The following is a 14,890-nucleotide window of genomic DNA, read 5'->3' on the forward strand; positions in this document are numbered from 1 at the left end:
GCTCCGGGGACTCACCAACCCCAGTGGCCTCGAACGGTGGAACTGGCCCCCTTGCCCGGTGACCCTGCGGTTTCATAGAATGAAACTCAGAATCTAATTCACTCGGGCACGCGGGGGCCCGCTCTCTTTCGAGGTGAGTCCGCTGACACCGGCATCGCAGACCCAGACGAAGTCCCCGACCCGCCCCGAGGTGACCATCGAGGCAGAGGGCCGGGAGTACGGCGTTCGCTCCATCGAGCGTGTGTGCGCCGTCTTGAATCTCCTCCAGGAGTCCGTCGACGGCGTCACGCTGAAAGAGGTTGCCGACGCCGCCGATCTGCCGAAGTCGTCGGCCTTCCGTTACCTGTGGACCCTCGAGCGGAACCGGTACGTCGAGCGGGACGCCGAGACCGGCCTGTTCCGGATCGGACTGGGCTTCCTCGGCATGCAGTCGCGCCACCTGGAGGTGCTCCGCGAGCGGGTCCGCCCGTCCCTCGAGCGACTGCGCGACACTCTCGACGAGACGACCAACCTCGGTCTGCTCGACGGGCAGAACGTCATCTACCTGGAGATCATCGAGAGCCGCCGCAGTGTCCGGCTCGCGGCGAGTCGCGGCAGCCACGACCCGCTGCACTCCACCGCCCTCGGCAAGGCGATCGCCGCACATCTGCCCGAAGCCAGGGTGCGCGAGATGCTGGAGCAGGCCGGAATGCCCCGCAGGACAGCAGAAACCATCACGACCGTCGACGACTACCTCGCCGAGCTGGCGAAGGTCAGGCGCCTGGGCTACGCGGTCGACAACCGGGAGAACGAGCCCGACGGCCGGTGCGTCGCCGTACCGATCCTCGGCACCCGCCTTCCGGCCGCGGTCAGTGTGAGCGCGCCCGAGGCCCGGTTTCCGATGCGGGACGTCGAGAAGGCCGCGCAGACACTGATCGCGGTTGCCAGCGAGATCACGCTCAGCCCGGTGACGCAGGTCGACTCACCCAGCGCTTGACTCGAACGGGTACAGCGGCCGGCGCCGATGCTGATAGGCGAACCGGTCCAGCCCCATCGCGGTGACCCCGTCGGTGTCGACGACAAGCATTCGTACGGCGATCGGCGCGTAGCCGGCCCGAGGTGAGTTGACGCCCTTGGCAACCACCAGCCGATAGTCGGACGGGTCGACCCCGACCGACAGCAGCTGCTGCGCGCTCGTGCTCATCACGGCCGTCGAACACAGGATCACCGTCGGCCCGGCCGTGGTTTCGAGCACCGCCGTCGGTCCCATGTCGAAGAACCGGAATCCACCGTGGGTAGGCGTGGGCTCCTCGAACCGGCCATCGGAGACCGCGCGCACAGTCCCGTCCACAGGCACCGGACTGCCGGCCGAATGCGACTGCCACGCACCGACGGCGAGGCTCACCGTCGACCCGACTCCGGCGTCGATGCACTGCTGGGCAGACTTCGGATCGCAGAGGACGACCAGCAGCGACCGCCGACCACGCCGGATCGCGGCCTCGAGAATCACCGTCGAGTCGCCGGGCGAACCGCCGCCGATGTTGTCCCCGGCATCGAGCAGCACGACCGTGCCGTCCGGTTCCAGCGCCGCCAGGTCGAGCGCGTCATCGACCGATATACCGGTCGTCTCGAGCTCACGCCGTTGCTCCCAGACCGCGGCCGCGAGCTCGTCCGCAGCCCGCTGGGCTTCAGCCCGATCTCCGTCGTGGATGGCCAGACACGACATCCCGAGCTGCGGCACATCGGCGTACGGAAAGCCCTCGATGACGCTGGTGGACAGGACGCCGGGTCTCGCGGCGACTTCCCGCGCCTTGGCCAGCAGGCTCACCATCGGCTCCTCGCTCGTGTCCTGGCAGGCGATGTTGGAGACGAGCGGCAGGGCAACCATCACCTGCTCGGGCCGGATCTCACCGCGGACGGTCTGTACGACGAGTTCCGTACAGCGGATCGCCTGCTGCTTCGCGTCGACGTGCGGATTCGTCTGGTAGACCAACGTCACCGTCAACGCGTCCAGCAACCGCTGACTGAGGTTCGCATGCATGTCGAGGACGACGCCGACCGGTACGTCGGGACCCACCACAGCACGCACTCTTGCCGCGATCTCGGCGTCCGCATCCGCGTGGTTCTCCGCGACGGCGGCGCCGTGCAGGTTCAGCAGCACCCCGTCCCATGGCCCTTGGTCACGGAGCATTTCGATCATCTCGCCGACCAGCCAGTCGAAGGCGTCCGCCGTGATCGGTCCGGTCGGCGTGACGAACGCGAACATCAGCGGTACGACGTCCACACCCTGCTCGGCACCACCGACCAGGAATCCGCCGTTCGTCGTGGACGACGTCGCGTAGGCCTCGACGATCTCAGTTCCTCGCCAGACACCGCCGGCCGTGAACAGCGCGCGATCAGCGCGGACCGGCGAGAAGGTGTTGGTCTCGTGGTAGAGACCGAGCAAGGCAAGACGCATGATCTACCGCACCTTCAGCTTCCACTCGCCCAACGTTTCGTCGAAGCGATTCAGTGCGACCTCGAGCTCATGCGCTCCGTGAGCGGCCGACACGTACCAGACGCCACGCCCGGTCAACCAGATCCCGTTGTCTACAAGGGCTCCCGCAAGTTGCTCGTACCGTGCGAGATCGAGCTGCTGCAGCGACTTGTAGTCCGTCACCTCGGCATCGCCGAACGACACGTGGAACGCCGCCGGCAATCCAGCGACCCGCAACGGCACATCATGACGCGCCGCAACATCGAGCAGCCCGGCCATCAGCGCGCGTCCGTGTTCATCCACCCGCACGTACGGCGTCTCGTCGCGAAGCTCCCGCAGGGTCGCACGCACCGCGGCCATCGCCATCACCGAGGAGTTGAAGGTCCCGGAATGATTGACTTCTCCGGTCCCGAGTCTGCTCATCAGATCACCCCGGCCGACGACCGCGGCGACCGGGAATCCACCCGCGAACGCCTTGCCGTAGGTGGCGAGATCGGGAGTCACGCCGTACCGCTGCACAGCGCCGCCGAGGCCGATCCGGAATCCGGAGATCACCTCGTCGAAGATCAGTACGACGCCGTGCTTCGTGCACAGGTCGCGGACCTTCTCCAGGTAACCGGTCCTCGGCTCGATCACGCCCGCGTTGATCATGATCGGCTCCATGATCACCGCGGCCAGACGGTCCCCGTACCGCTCGAACTCCGCGGCCAGCAGGTCCGCGTCGTTCCACGGCAGGATGTGGCTTTCGCCAAGGTGCGCAGCGACCTGGCCCTGGCTCGCCACTCCCCAGGCTCCGTCGCGTTCGGCCGTCAGGATGTTGTCCAGCCAGCCGTGGTAGTGACCCTGGAAGCGAATGATCTCGGTCCGGCCGGTCGCCGCTCGCGCCAGCCTGAGCGCTGCCTGCACCGCCTCCGTGCCGCTCGTGCTGAACCGAACCATGTCCGGCCAGCCGGTGACCTCGCAAACGAGCTCGGCTGCTTCCACCTCCAGCTCGTGCTGTCCCCCGTAGACCAGCCCGCTCCGGCACGCGTCGAAGACTGCGTGCACCACGGCGTCCGGCGCGTGACCGAGAAAGTTCGGGCCTTGCCCGAGGAGATAGTCCACGTAGTCGCGACCGTCGGCATCGAACAACCACGCGCCCTTGGCGGAGCGGATGAACGGGTGCGGACCACGGAGGCGGACATTGGAGTGCACGCCGCCCGGAGCGCGTTCGAGTGCGCGCAAACGCAGCTCATCCGAACGGGACGTCAACTGGCTCTGTTCGTGTAGGGCCATCAGGCTCCCCCATCATGGATGGTTTCACTAGATAAAACCTGCGTGTTATTTCTTGCGACTACGCTACGATTACGTGGCGCTACGGTCAAGGGAGGCGCCTTCCACCCACCGGCCAACCCCTCGAGAGCGGCTCAGTACGCCGTCAGACCGCCGTCGACGTAGATCGTCGAACCGGTCACGGCCGCGGCGTCAGGGGAGACGACCCACGCGACCGCGGCAGCGACATCGCTGGGCCGGATCGGCCGAGGCAACGGAGTCACCTTGGTCCAGGCGCCCGCTCGCTCCGCGACATAGTCGGGCGCGCGGCTGGTCTCGGTCTCCACATCGCCGGGCGCCACGCAGACCACCCGCACGCCGACACGAGCCAGGTCGTACGCCAGCGCCCGCGTCATCCCGTCCATCCCCGCCTTGCTCGCCACGTACGCCGCTGCGTCCGCCTGAGCCTGGATGCCGGCGATCGAGCCGATGTTCACCACAACTCCACCGCCAAGCGTCAACTGGGGAAGGGCTTCGCGCACCAATCGGAGCGGGGCCTTCAGATTGACGTCGATCACCTGGTCGATGCGCTGATCGCTGAAGTTGCCGAGCGCATCGACGGCGGCAGCGCCGGTGACACCGGCATTGTTGACCAGGACATCGAGTGCACCGAAATGCGAAACGCATCCCTGGACGGCGCGGATGCACTCTTTCGCGTCGCCAAGATCATGTGCCGCGACTCGGACCCGGGCGGAGTCCTGGAACAGCTCCTGAGCAGCGACTACCTCGGCTTCGTCGCGCTGGACGACGTACACGTTCAGTCCGTCGGCCAGCAGCCGGGCGCTGATCGCGGCGCCGATCCCGGTCGCGCCACCCGTCACGAGAGCCGTGCGTTCTGCCACTGTCACACGTCCTGGTCAGGTGCAGCCTGCAGGCTGAGTTTGGAACTGCCGTTTCAAAGTCAGCTTGACAGCGGCGCCGCCGATCGTCAATTCAGGACGTGGTCACCCCGGCGACCCAGTCGTCGACCTGACCGGAGACATCGGCGACGTCGATCATCCGCACCTGGGCCGCGTCCGCCGCGAAGCGGCCGAGATCCTTCCAGCCACCGCCGGTGAGAATCAGCACCGGCTGTGCGTCCGACGTGAGACGTCCCGCGTCCGCATCGGCGAGCAACGCCGCCACAGTCGCGGCGGCCGCGGGCTCGACGAACACGCCCTCCGCCGAGGCCAGCCACCGTTGCGCGGACAGGATCGCGTCGTCGTCGATCGCCGTACCCCATCCCTTCGATCGAGCCACGGCTTCGGCCGCCGCGACGCCGTCGGGTGGGCGCGGCAGTTGCAGCGCGGAGATCCCGGTGCTGCTCCGTTCGACCGCGACGGACGGAATCTCGCCGGCCAGGAATCGCACCACCGGAGCGCATCCCGTCGACTGGCAGGCCACCATCGCCGGTCGCAGATCCCGTCCGGCGAGGCCGCGGGCGATCGCGACCACCAGACCGCCGCCGCCGACCGGAGCGTAGACATGGGTCATCGACGGCGCCTGCTCGGCGAGCTCGTAGGCGATCGTGTCGATCCCGCGCATGCCCTCAGGATTGAAGGCATGCAGGGTGACGCCGAGATACAGGTCGTGCCGTGCTGCCGCGGCCCGGACCTGCGCGAACATGTCGCCGTCGACCTCTGGCCGACCGGCGCCCTTCACCCTGATCACGGACACGACGTCGGACCCGTAGGCGAGCAACGGCAGCGACTTCTCGGGCGGCACCGAGCCGGCCAGGCAGAGGAAGCCGGGGACTCCGGCCCTGGCGCCGTACGCCGCCATCGCCATGCCGGCGTTGCCCGAGGATGTCGCGATCCAGCCTCGATAGCCCTGACTGCGGGCCAACGAGAGCGACATCGCCGCCACCCGGTCCTTGTACGAGCCGGTGGGATTCGCCGTCTCCAGCTTGGCCGATACCGAGCGCACGCCGACCCGGCGCGCCACAGCGGGAAGCTCGATCAGTGGTGTCCCGCCCTCCCCCAGGCAGACGGTTTCACTCAGCGGAGGCAGGTCCGACGCGAAGCGACTCAGCACACAGCGATCGGCCGACATCACGGCCCCTCCGATCGGACCGCCATCACGAACAGGACATCGCCGGGTCTGACCTGGGCCTGTCGGCGCAGGAACATGACGACCCCCGAGCGTGCGGCACGCAAGACTTCCAGCAGCTCACCTCGGTAGCCGTAGAGCCGACCGACCTCGCCGTCTTCGGGAACCACTTCGCCGGCTGTGGCCGACACGACGAACAGGCCGCTGTACGACGACCTGACGCCGGCATCCAGGTCCCCGGAGCCGGCGACCCAGCGCGGCGACGGACGCACCCGAGGCGACTCGGTGAGCATGCCCAGCTGGGCCATCACCGACAGCACACCGGTCACGTAGGCGTCGAGGTGGTCGAGCCTGACTCCGCCGCCACCACCGCACTCGGCGTAGATGGCCGGCACACCGCACTCCATCGCCGCGGTGAGGCTCCGCCCGGGCGGCCAGGACTCGTGCAACCAGATCATCGGCGCACCGAACGCGACGGCAGCGCGCAATGCGTCCTCTTGGTCCCGAGCCACACCGCAGAACAACGGCATGCTGTAGCGCAATCCTGCCGAATGCAGATCGATCAGCAGGTCCGCACCTTGGATCGTCCGGTCCGTGATCCCATCGGCCAGCGTCTCCGTCGGCTGCCCGTCCCGGTCACCCGGAAAGGAGCGCGCGAGGTCGCCATCGTCGTACGGCGTGGTGCGACTTCGTGCCGCCCACGCCGCCGGATTGGCGGGCGCCACTGCCCGCACTGTGCCGCGCAGCGCGGTGGTCTCCAGCTCCTGAAGGATGCGCCAGACGGCCAGCACACCCTCGTCCTCATCGCCGTGCACTCCCCCGAGCAACGCCAGCGTCGGCCCTGGCTCGTCGCCGTGCACGGTGTTCATCACGGTCCCGCCTGGCAAGACCTCCCGCTCCAGACGGGACCCACTCACAGCCGGCATCTCCCCACACCCTTTCCGCAGATTGAAACCGGAGTTCCAATATAGAGTGTGGCTGCGGCTGGGTCACCTGGACACGGCTAGCCCTCGCCGCGCGCCTGGGCGAGTTCGGCGGGCCGGCCGATGTCCTGCCAGTCCTCCTGGAGCGGCCACAGACCGACCGGCCAGCGGTGTTTCAGGCATTGATCCAGCAGCTCGGTGATCGGGAACAATCGCCCGCCCGGAATCCCTGGAATCAGCTTGGGTTCGAGCACGTAGATCCCTGCGTTCACGCGCCAGGATCGGACCGGCTTCTCGACGATCCGGACCAGGCGTCCATCCGTTTGCTCGAGCACCCCGAACGGCACCTCGTGCTGGTACTGCGTGGTCGCAATGGTCGCGACGACACCCGCGCGGGCGTGCGCGTCGAGCAGTCCGCCGACGGAGAAGTCCGTGACCAGATCGCCGTTCATCACCAGGAGCGGATCGTTCAGTTCGCCGTACTGTGCGAGCAGGCGTAGCGAGCCGCCGGTGCCCAGGGGGACGGCCGGATCCTCGCGCAGGTATTCGATCTGGCAGCCGAGGCTCGCGCCGTCACCGAGGTGATCCTCGATCATGTCGCCGAGGTGATTCACCGAGATGAAGATCCGGGTCACCCCCGAGCCGACCAGGTGCAGCACGAGCCGTTCGAGGATCGGGCGGCCGGCCACGCGCAGCATCGGCTTCGGAATGCTGTTCGTCAACGGCGCCAGCCGGGTCCCCTTACCACCGGCCATGATCACCGCGGCGTTGTGCCGCGGGTCCGGGCCGGCGAGCGCCTGTTCGGTGTGGATGCCGACGACTCTCCCGTTCTCGTCGACCACCGGCAACTCCCGCAGCCCGAGTGCGTGCATCAGATCGATCACCTCCCCTCGTCCCACTTCAGGTTTGGTCGCGACGCCAGGATCCTGCCGCAGCGGATACACCGGCGAGTCGAGTCCGGCGCCGTCGAGCAAGGCCCGGCGGATATCGGACTCACTGATCGCACCGATCAGCCGGCCGGCCGAATCGGCGATGAACGCACGTGAGGAGCCGGCCCGGTCGATCGCCTGTAGCGCGATCCGGATCGAATCCTCTTGGCTCACAAGCACCTCAGTAATACACATGGTCTCCCTCAGATTTCGTACCGAGCGCCACGGAACCAGGGTTACAGACCCGGTCACTGTCAGCCAGGAGACGATTTCAGCCTGTATCGAGACGGCGAAAAGAGACTGGTTTCAGCCGACCGGACAGACCGGCACGATCACAGACATGACTGCCGAGCAGATTCCACCCCGGGCGCTCGTTGTCGTCGGCGCGGGCGCCATCGCCCGCCAGATCAGGTCGCTGGTCAACGGCCTCGCCGGCGCCCCCTACCGGATCGTCGGCTATCTCGACGCGGCCGCCGCGACCCGCACGGGTGACTGCACACCCCTGCTCGGCGGGGACGAAGAGCTGGCCCGGGTCGATGCCTCGTATGTGATTGCCATCGGCAACCCGCAGGTCCGGCGACGGCTCGATATCTCCGCCAGTGCGTGGAATCGGCGCCCGGCGACACTCGTCCATCAGTCCTCGACGCTGGACGACGGGGTCACGGTCGGAGCGGGCACGGTCCTTCTTCCCGGCGTACGGATCCAGGTCGATACCCACGTCGGCCGGCACGTGCTGGTCAACGCCAACGTGGTGATCGGACACGACTGCGTTGTCCACGATCACGCCGTACTGAGCCCTCTTGCCATGCTCGGCGGCGGAGTCGTCGTCGAGGCCGCCGCGTTCATCGGCGCGGGCGCTACGGTCCTGCCCGAACGGATGATCGGTTTCGGCGCGATTGTCGGCGCGGGCGCGGTCATCACCCGTGATGTTCCCGCGCTGGCCCGGGTGGCCGGCGTACCCGCGAAAAGCATCGCCGGGGCATGAGTTGGCCGACCGGCCACGACCATCTGCCCCACGCCCCGGCCTTGACAGGGCGGAAACGCGTCCGTTAACTGGAATGAAACACGGGGTTCATTTGATGAACCACAGACCTGAGCAGCCCGCATCCACTGGCCGGAAGCGGGCATGACCACCGACCCCGGTCTCGTACTCCAGCCCTGAGGAGGTGCCCCCAGCACCTTCTGCTCGACGCCGCGCTGAGCGCAGGACGCCTCTCGAGCCACGCATCGTCCCAAGGAGCCCAGCCATGAACCGCCGCCGATCATTCATCGCGCCCCTGCTCATCGCCTTCACCATGGTCGCCTCCGCCGTCTCCTGTGGAAGCACCGACGACAAAGCCGGTGCGGAACCCGCTGCCAGTGCCTGCTCGCGGTCCCAGGGCAAGGTCGAGCTCACGTACTGGGCCTTCGGCCTCAATGCCCAGAAGATCGTGGACGGCTTCAACGCGAGCCATCCAGACATCCATGTCACCTTGAAGGACGTCTCGGCCAACACGGTCCAGCAGATGACCAACGCCCTCAAGGCAGGTACCGCACCTGACCTCGGCATGGTGGCGTATTCCGACCTGCCGGGCTTCCGCCTCAGCGACGGTCTCAAGGACATCTCGGCCTGCCCGGGTATCGCCGAAACCCAAGCCCAGCTGGTCCCCTGGACCTGGTCCCAGGTCAACGTCGGTGGAACCGGGATCTACGGGATGCCGCAGGACACCGGCCCGATGGCGCTGTACTACCGCAAGGACGTCTTCGACAAGTACGGGCTGACCGTTCCGACGACGTGGGCGGAGTACGAGGCCGTCGGTAAGCGTCTGCGGGCCGCGAGCCCGACGACCTATCTCACCAACTTCACCTCGGGTCACGCGGCCCTGCTGCTCAGCTTCATGTGGCAGAACGGCGCGCGCCCGTTCCAGTACGGCAAGGATCAGGTCACCATCGACCTCGCCGGCGACAAGGCCCGTCAGGTCACCGACTACTGGCAGAAGCTGATCGACGAAAAGCTCGTGACGACAACCGTCCAGCCGTTCACTCCGGCGGAGTTCAAAGGTATGAACGACGGCACGCTGGCCACCATGCTCGGCGCCAGTTGGCTTACCGGCGTCATGCTCGCCAACGCTCCCGGCGCGGCCGGCAAGTGGGCCGTGGCGCCCTTGCCCCAGTGGGATCCGGCGAAGCCCGCCGGTGCGAACTACGGAGGCAGCGGGAACGTCGTCTTCGCCAGCAGCAAGCACCCGGCCGAGGCAGCCGAGTTCGCCGCCTGGGTTGCGACGAACGAGCAGCCGCAGAAGCTGCTGACCTCGCTCGGCAGCGTCCCGCCCTCGCTGGCCGCGCTCAACCTGCCCGGCATGGACGCGAAGCCGCCGTACTTCGGTGGGCAGCCGGTCTGGCACGTGTTCCGTGACTCCTCGAAGGTCGTCGACACCAGCTTCCAGTGGTCCCCCAACATGACCGTCGTCGTGAACAGCATGAGTGACGCGATCACCAACACCCTGAAGGGTTCGAACACGCTCGAGGCAGGACTCACCAGCGCGCAACAGAAGGCGGTGGCTGATCTCAAGACTCGAGGTGTCGACGCGAAGGACGGGGGTCAATAGTGATCCGGACTCAATCACCGGGCGGGCCCGAAGAGACGGCGTACGAGCCTGAGTACGTCGACGCCAACGACCGGCTTCCGGTCCAGTCGAGGTCGATCCCGATGGCCGAGCCGCGCCGGCCCCGGCACTGGAAACGCCGCCTGATCGGCCTCGGCTTCCTGGGCCCGTTCTTCATCCCTTTCGTGATCTTCTACGTCGGACCGGTCGTCTACGCGGCGATCCAGAGCACGCGGATCACCGAACGGGTCGGCGGCATCTTCGGCACGGAGGTGACCAAGTTCGGCGGACTCACGCAGTACGGCGCTCTGCTCGGCAGCGGGGAATTCTGGTCGAGTCTGGGTCGGGTGCTCGTGCTCGCGGTGGTCCAGGTGCCGGTGATGATGCTGATCGCGTTGATGCTTGCACTGCTGCTGGACTCGCCCTGGGTCAAACTCGGCCGGTTCTTCCGCCTCGCCTACTTCCTGCCCTTTGCCGTGCCGGGCGTTGTCGCCGCGATCATGTGGGGATCAATGCTTGCGCCCAGTACGTCGCCCTTCTACCAAGCCGGCCTGCATGTCGACTTCCTCGGTCCTCATCTCGTACTGCCCAGCATCGGCAATGTCGCCGTCTGGACCTACGCGGGATCGAACACGATCATCCTGCTGGCGGCGCTCAAATCGGTTCCACCGCAGCTGTTCGAGGCGGCGCAGATCGACGGCGCCGGGCCGGTGCGGATCGCGTGGGCGATCAAGGTCCCGCTGGTCCGGCCGGCCATCGTCTTCACGGCGATCCTGAACATGATCGGCGTACTGCAGCTCATCACCGAACCGATGATCTTCCGCACGATCACCTCCGAGGTGACCTCGGGGTATACGCCCAACATGCTGGCGTACAACGCCGCGTCGGTGAACCAGTACCACTACGCGGCAGCCCTGTCGGTGACACTGGCGATCGTCACGTTCGGCGCATCGTTCGTGTTCTTGAAGACCCTGCAGAGGAGGGCCGGATCATGAGCGCCGCCGTACAGACACCTGGCCAGACGCGCGGCCGTGGCCCTGCCTTGATCGTCGGCGCGGTCCTGGTGGTCTTCGCCGCCTATTTCCTCGTGCCGCTGTGGTGGCTCGGCGTCACGGCGTCGAAGCAGCAGGGCGACTTCACCACGACGAACGGGCTGTGGTTCAGCGGGTTCCACCTGATCGAGAATCTCCGTGCCCTCTTCGGCTACGACAACGGAATCTTCACCAGATGGCTCTTCAACAGCCTTTTGTACGCCGGTATCGGGGCCTTCGTGGCCACGGTGCTGTCATCGATGACCGGCTACTACCTGGCGAAGTTCGCGTTCCGCGGCAGGCGCTTCCTGTTCTCGGTCGTCCTGGGCGCGGTGATGGTGCCGGTGACAGTACTCGCGCTGCCGTTGTTCCTGCTGTTTTCCTGGGCCCACCTCGTCGACACGTACTGGGCGGTGCTGCTGCCGAGCATCGTCAGCCCGTTCGGGGTGTACATCGCCCGGATCTTCGCCGACTCCTCAGTCCCGACCGAGGTGATCGAGGCCGCACGGGTCGACGGCGCCGGCGAGTTCCGGATCTTCGCGACGATCGCCCAACCGCTCATGGTCGCAGGGCTGGCGACCATCTACCTGTTCGCCTTCGTGGCGATCTGGAACAACTTCTTCCTGCCCCTGATGATGCTCCAGAACCAGGACCTCTACCCCGCGACCTTCGGCCTGTACGCCTGGAACAGCCAGGCCCACCTCGACCCCCACGTCCAGCTTCTGGTCGTGATCGGATCGCTGGTCTCCACCGCCCCGCTCATGCTCGCCTTCCTAGGCCTGCAACGGCACTGGCGCGCCGGCCTCACGATGGGTGCCTTCAATGAATGAGGTTCACCAGGGGAAGGCCCGGATGAGGTGGTCGGTGATGGCGGGGAGGTCTGTCGGCGGGTGATAGCGGCGGCTGAGGCTGGCTATTACGGATTGGGTGTCTTGGCACATGACCTCGGCCAGCGGGAAGCAGAGTTGGCGGTCGGGGTCGGCGAAGACCGAGTAGTAGTCGAGGAACTTGTTCGGGCCGCCGATGCGGGTGTCGTTGCTGAGGGCAAGGTACGCGTTCGGCGTACCGACGCTGTCCGCGACGATCAGGCCGTGCAGGCTCGACGAGAGGACGTAGTGGCATTGGGCGATCTCGCGGACGACCTTCGGCGCTGGTTCGGTCACGTCGATGACGGTCACGCCGGGCCAGGTCTGCAATTGCGTCACGGCCGGCAGATCGGCGTCGAGGAAGTGCGGGACCAGGCCGAGCAGGTGCTTCTTGCGGGGAGCCGCTCCCACCAGGACCTGCGCGAGCAGGCCCGGATCGCCCAGCGCCACCTGGGGGTCCACGTCCTTGATCCGCGCCCTGGTGAGAACCCCGCGTACGGCGGTGACCTCGAACTCATCGGCGGCGATCGCTCCGCTGGACTCGTAGAACATCCCACTCCCCCACAGCACGGGACGGTTGTTCTTCTTGCTGGACAGCATGATCTCGATGATCGAGCCGGCCGCGGCGATCTCGCAGGCGGACGACTCCGCCCACACAGTGCGCAACCCGAAGAGCGCTTCGACCAGATAGGGACCGAGCTCGTCACCGAAGTTGGCCCGGTTCGTGAGTGGCGGCGCCGGGCGCCACCAATACATGCGCAGAGGTTCTCGACGATGTGCCTGCAGTGTCATCGGTCAGTCCAGTTCGAGCGTCGGCTTGTACAGCGTGAACCAGTCGCTGAGATCAAGCACCCAGTTGATCTCCTGCGACAGCATCTTGGGCGCGCCGGCCGGATCACAGCGCGCTGCCTCCTCCAGCCAGTCGCGATCGACCAGAGCGAACACCGCGTCGTCGTCACCGGCAAGCACCTCCTTCGCACGCTGCTGCAGCGCTGCCGTGTAGAGCGGATCGTGGCTCGACGGGTAGCCACTCTTCTGGCGTTGCAGCACGGATGCGGGCAGCTGGTCCTTCATCGCGTGCCGGAGCACGCTCTTCTCCCGCCCGTCGAACGTCTTGAGCGACCACGGCACGTTGTAGACGTACTCGACCAGCCGGTGATCACAGAACGGCACGCGGACCTCGAGCCCGACGGCCATCGACATCCGGTCCTTGCGGTCGAGCCACTCCCGGACGAAACGGGTGAGGAACAGGTGCGACATCCGCCGCATCCGCCGATCCTCCGGTGCCTCGTCGTCCAGGTACTCCAGCGACGAGACCGCGTCGGCGTACTGGTCGGCGACGAAGGTGGACAGGTCCGCACGTCGTCGTACGTCGGGATGGACCAGCGAGCGGCCCAAGCTCGGGCTCGGTGACACGGCCAGCCAGGGAAAGCCGGTCGCGGCCCGCGAAACGTCGTCGTGGAACCAGAAGTAGCCGCCGAACAGCTCGTCCGCGGATTCCCCGGACAACGCAACGGTCGCGCGCCGGCGGATCGCACTGAAGAGCTGGTACAGCGACGCATCGAGCTCGCCGAGACCCGGCTTGTCGCGCGCAGCGACCACAGCCTGGCGGAGTTCCGGATCTTCCATCCGCGCGGGATCCAGCGTGACCAGCTCATGCTCCGAACGGACGAGCGCGGCAACATCAGCGGCGTACGGCGTATCGAGTCCGCGCACCATCTCGTCGGGCGTGAAGTTCTCGACCAGGTCGGAGAAGTCGACCGAGAACGTCCGCACCTGCTCGCCGCGCGCGGCCAGATGCGACGCCGCGAGTGCGGTGATCGCGCTCGAATCCAGCCCGCCGGAGAGCAGCACACCGAGCGGGACGTCGGCCACCAGTTGATGGCGCACCGTGTCGGTCAGCAACGCCCGTACGGTCTCGACCGTGGTGTCCCGGTCGTCGGTGTGGGGCCGGGTCGGGAGCCGCCAGTAGGTTCGCGACGTCAGCCCCGACGACCGGATCGTCAGCACGGTGCCGGGCTCGACCTCGGTGATGTTCTTCCACGGCGAGCCGCCGGTCACGCCCAGCGGCGCGAGCATCCACCGGAGGCCAACGGCGTCAACGACAGGCTGAGCGAGCCGGTTGGCCAGGATCGCTTTCGGCTCGGAGCCGAACAGGACGCCGTCGCTCGTCGGGTGGTAGTAGAGCGGCTTGATGCCCATCCGGTCGCGGATCAGGACCAGCTTGTCGTCGCGCTCGTCCCAGATGGCCAGGGCGTACATGCCGTTGAGACGCTCCGCGATCCCGTCGCCCCACTCCACGTACCCGCGCAGCACGACCTCGGTGTCGCTGTCGGTCCGGAACCGGTGTCCGCGCGCCTCCAACTGCCTCCGCAACTCGGAGAAGTTGTAGGCCTCACCGCTGTACACCATCGCGACCGCACCGTTCGGCTGCTCGATCACCATCGGCTGCGCGCCACCGACCAGGTCGATGACGGAGAGCCGGCGGTGGCCGAGTGCCACCTGCCGCCGTACCCAGGTGCCGGCTGCGTCCGGCCCGCGGTAGGCCATCGTGGCTGTCATCCTGTCGATGGTTTCCGTCTCCCGCGTCAGGTCGCGGTCGTAAGAAACCCACCCTGCGATGCCACACATCGTTCCAGCCTTTCGTCGACGTCCTCCCGGCCAATGATGTTCAAGCCGGCGCCGTCGAGACAGACGGCTCGTTCAGCCGAGCGCGCGGGCGCATGCTAAATTGAAATCGACGTTTCAGTTTGCTTTCGGCA

13 protein-coding genes are annotated in these 14,890 nt (G+C 67.0%); 5 read left to right on the forward strand and 8 right to left on the reverse strand.

The features are described 5' to 3' along the window. The first annotated feature begins 133 nt into the window (after positions 1 to 133). Positions 134 to 976, forward strand: coding sequence for an IclR family transcriptional regulator (locus AB0L70_RS30035; protein WP_363690057.1), 843 nt, complete (start codon positions 134 to 136; stop codon positions 974 to 976). Here the strand turns inward: AB0L70_RS30035 and AB0L70_RS30040 are convergent. From AB0L70_RS30040 to AB0L70_RS30065, 6 genes are all read right to left on the reverse strand, one after another. Beyond that, positions 962 to 2,437, reverse strand: a complete 1,476-nt coding sequence (locus AB0L70_RS30040; protein WP_363690059.1) for a M81 family metallopeptidase — start codon at positions 2,435 to 2,437, stop codon at positions 962 to 964. The genes AB0L70_RS30035 and AB0L70_RS30040 overlap by 15 nt on opposite strands. Before the next feature lie 3 nt (positions 2,438 to 2,440). Further along, positions 2,441 to 3,730, reverse strand: coding sequence for an aspartate aminotransferase family protein (locus AB0L70_RS30045; RefSeq protein ID WP_363690062.1), 1,290 nt, complete (start codon positions 3,728 to 3,730; stop codon positions 2,441 to 2,443). 131 nt (positions 3,731 to 3,861) lie between these two features. Then, positions 3,862 to 4,608, reverse strand: coding sequence for an SDR family oxidoreductase (locus AB0L70_RS30050; protein ID WP_363690064.1), 747 nt, complete (start codon positions 4,606 to 4,608; stop codon positions 3,862 to 3,864). 91 nt (positions 4,609 to 4,699) lie between these two features. Continuing rightward, positions 4,700 to 5,797 (reverse strand): pyridoxal-phosphate dependent enzyme, encoded by a 1,098-nt coding sequence (locus tag AB0L70_RS30055; RefSeq protein WP_363690066.1) that lies wholly within the window; start codon positions 5,795 to 5,797, stop codon positions 4,700 to 4,702. Next, positions 5,797 to 6,711: a M14 family metallopeptidase gene (locus tag AB0L70_RS30060; RefSeq protein WP_363690068.1), complete on the reverse strand. Its 915-nt coding sequence runs from the start codon at positions 6,709 to 6,711 to the stop codon at positions 5,797 to 5,799. The genes AB0L70_RS30055 and AB0L70_RS30060 overlap by 1 nt, the downstream gene beginning before the upstream one ends. Before the next feature lie 86 nt (positions 6,712 to 6,797). Further along, the gene (locus AB0L70_RS30065) at positions 6,798 to 7,820 is read right to left on the reverse strand and encodes a nucleotidyltransferase family protein (RefSeq protein WP_363690070.1); all 1,023 of its coding nucleotides are present in this window, start codon (positions 7,818 to 7,820) and stop codon (positions 6,798 to 6,800) included. 166 nt (positions 7,821 to 7,986) lie between these two features. Here AB0L70_RS30065 and AB0L70_RS30070 point away from each other — a divergent pair, with 166 nt between their 5' ends. The 4 genes from AB0L70_RS30070 to AB0L70_RS30085 all read left to right on the forward strand — a co-directional run bounded on the left by AB0L70_RS30070 (position 7,987) and on the right by AB0L70_RS30085 (position 12,092). After that, on the forward strand, positions 7,987 to 8,631 hold the full coding sequence (locus AB0L70_RS30070) for an acetyltransferase (protein WP_363690072.1): 645 nt from the start codon (positions 7,987 to 7,989) through the stop codon (positions 8,629 to 8,631). A 262-nt stretch (positions 8,632 to 8,893) separates the two neighbouring features. After that, positions 8,894 to 10,234 (forward strand): sugar ABC transporter substrate-binding protein, encoded by a 1,341-nt coding sequence (locus tag AB0L70_RS30075; RefSeq protein ID WP_363690074.1) that lies wholly within the window; start codon positions 8,894 to 8,896, stop codon positions 10,232 to 10,234. Then, entirely contained in the window at positions 10,234 to 11,226 is a 993-nt protein-coding gene (locus AB0L70_RS30080) for a sugar ABC transporter permease (RefSeq protein ID WP_363690076.1), read from the forward strand. Before AB0L70_RS30075 ends, AB0L70_RS30080 begins: the two co-directional genes overlap by 1 nt. Next, a complete protein-coding gene (locus AB0L70_RS30085) occupies positions 11,223 to 12,092 on the forward strand; it encodes a carbohydrate ABC transporter permease (protein ID WP_363690078.1) in 870 nt (289 codons plus the stop codon). The genes AB0L70_RS30080 and AB0L70_RS30085 overlap by 4 nt, the downstream gene beginning before the upstream one ends. A gap of 3 nt (positions 12,093 to 12,095) precedes the next feature. On the opposite strand, the gene AB0L70_RS30090 is transcribed toward AB0L70_RS30085, so the two are convergent. Further along, positions 12,096 to 12,884, reverse strand: coding sequence for a polysaccharide pyruvyl transferase family protein (locus tag AB0L70_RS30090; RefSeq protein WP_363690080.1), 789 nt, complete (start codon positions 12,882 to 12,884; stop codon positions 12,096 to 12,098). A 39-nt stretch (positions 12,885 to 12,923) separates the two neighbouring features. Beyond that, positions 12,924 to 14,759, reverse strand: a complete 1,836-nt coding sequence (asnB, locus tag AB0L70_RS30095) for an asparagine synthase (glutamine-hydrolyzing) (RefSeq protein WP_363690082.1) — start codon at positions 14,757 to 14,759, stop codon at positions 12,924 to 12,926. Positions 14,760 to 14,890 lie beyond the last annotated feature (131 nt).

The sequence above is a fragment of the Kribbella sp. NPDC051952 genome (genome assembly GCF_040680855.1).
In the GTDB taxonomy this organism is placed as follows: Bacteria; Actinomycetota; Actinomycetes; order Propionibacteriales; family Kribbellaceae; genus Kribbella.

Excerpts from the sequence above, each read along its gene's own strand:
- AB0L70_RS30045 (WP_363690062.1), bottom strand. The coding sequence starts at position 3,730 with ATGGCCCTACACGAACAGAGCCAGTTGACGTCCCGTTCGGATGAGCTG.
- AB0L70_RS30075 (WP_363690074.1), top strand. The coding sequence starts at position 8,894 with ATGAACCGCCGCCGATCATTCATCGCGCCCCTGCTCATCGCCTTCACC.
- AB0L70_RS30085 (WP_363690078.1), top strand. The coding sequence starts at position 11,223 with ATGAGCGCCGCCGTACAGACACCTGGCCAGACGCGCGGCCGTGGCCCT.
- AB0L70_RS30055 (WP_363690066.1), bottom strand. The coding sequence starts at position 5,797 with ATGTCGGCCGATCGCTGTGTGCTGAGTCGCTTCGCGTCGGACCTGCCT.
- AB0L70_RS30070 (WP_363690072.1), top strand. The coding sequence starts at position 7,987 with ATGACTGCCGAGCAGATTCCACCCCGGGCGCTCGTTGTCGTCGGCGCG.
- asnB (WP_363690082.1), bottom strand. The coding sequence starts at position 14,759 with ATGTGTGGCATCGCAGGGTGGGTTTCTTACGACCGCGACCTGACGCGG.
- AB0L70_RS30040 (WP_363690059.1), bottom strand. The coding sequence starts at position 2,437 with ATGCGTCTTGCCTTGCTCGGTCTCTACCACGAGACCAACACCTTCTCG.
- AB0L70_RS30090 (WP_363690080.1), bottom strand. The coding sequence starts at position 12,884 with ATGTATTGGTGGCGCCCGGCGCCGCCACTCACGAACCGGGCCAACTTC.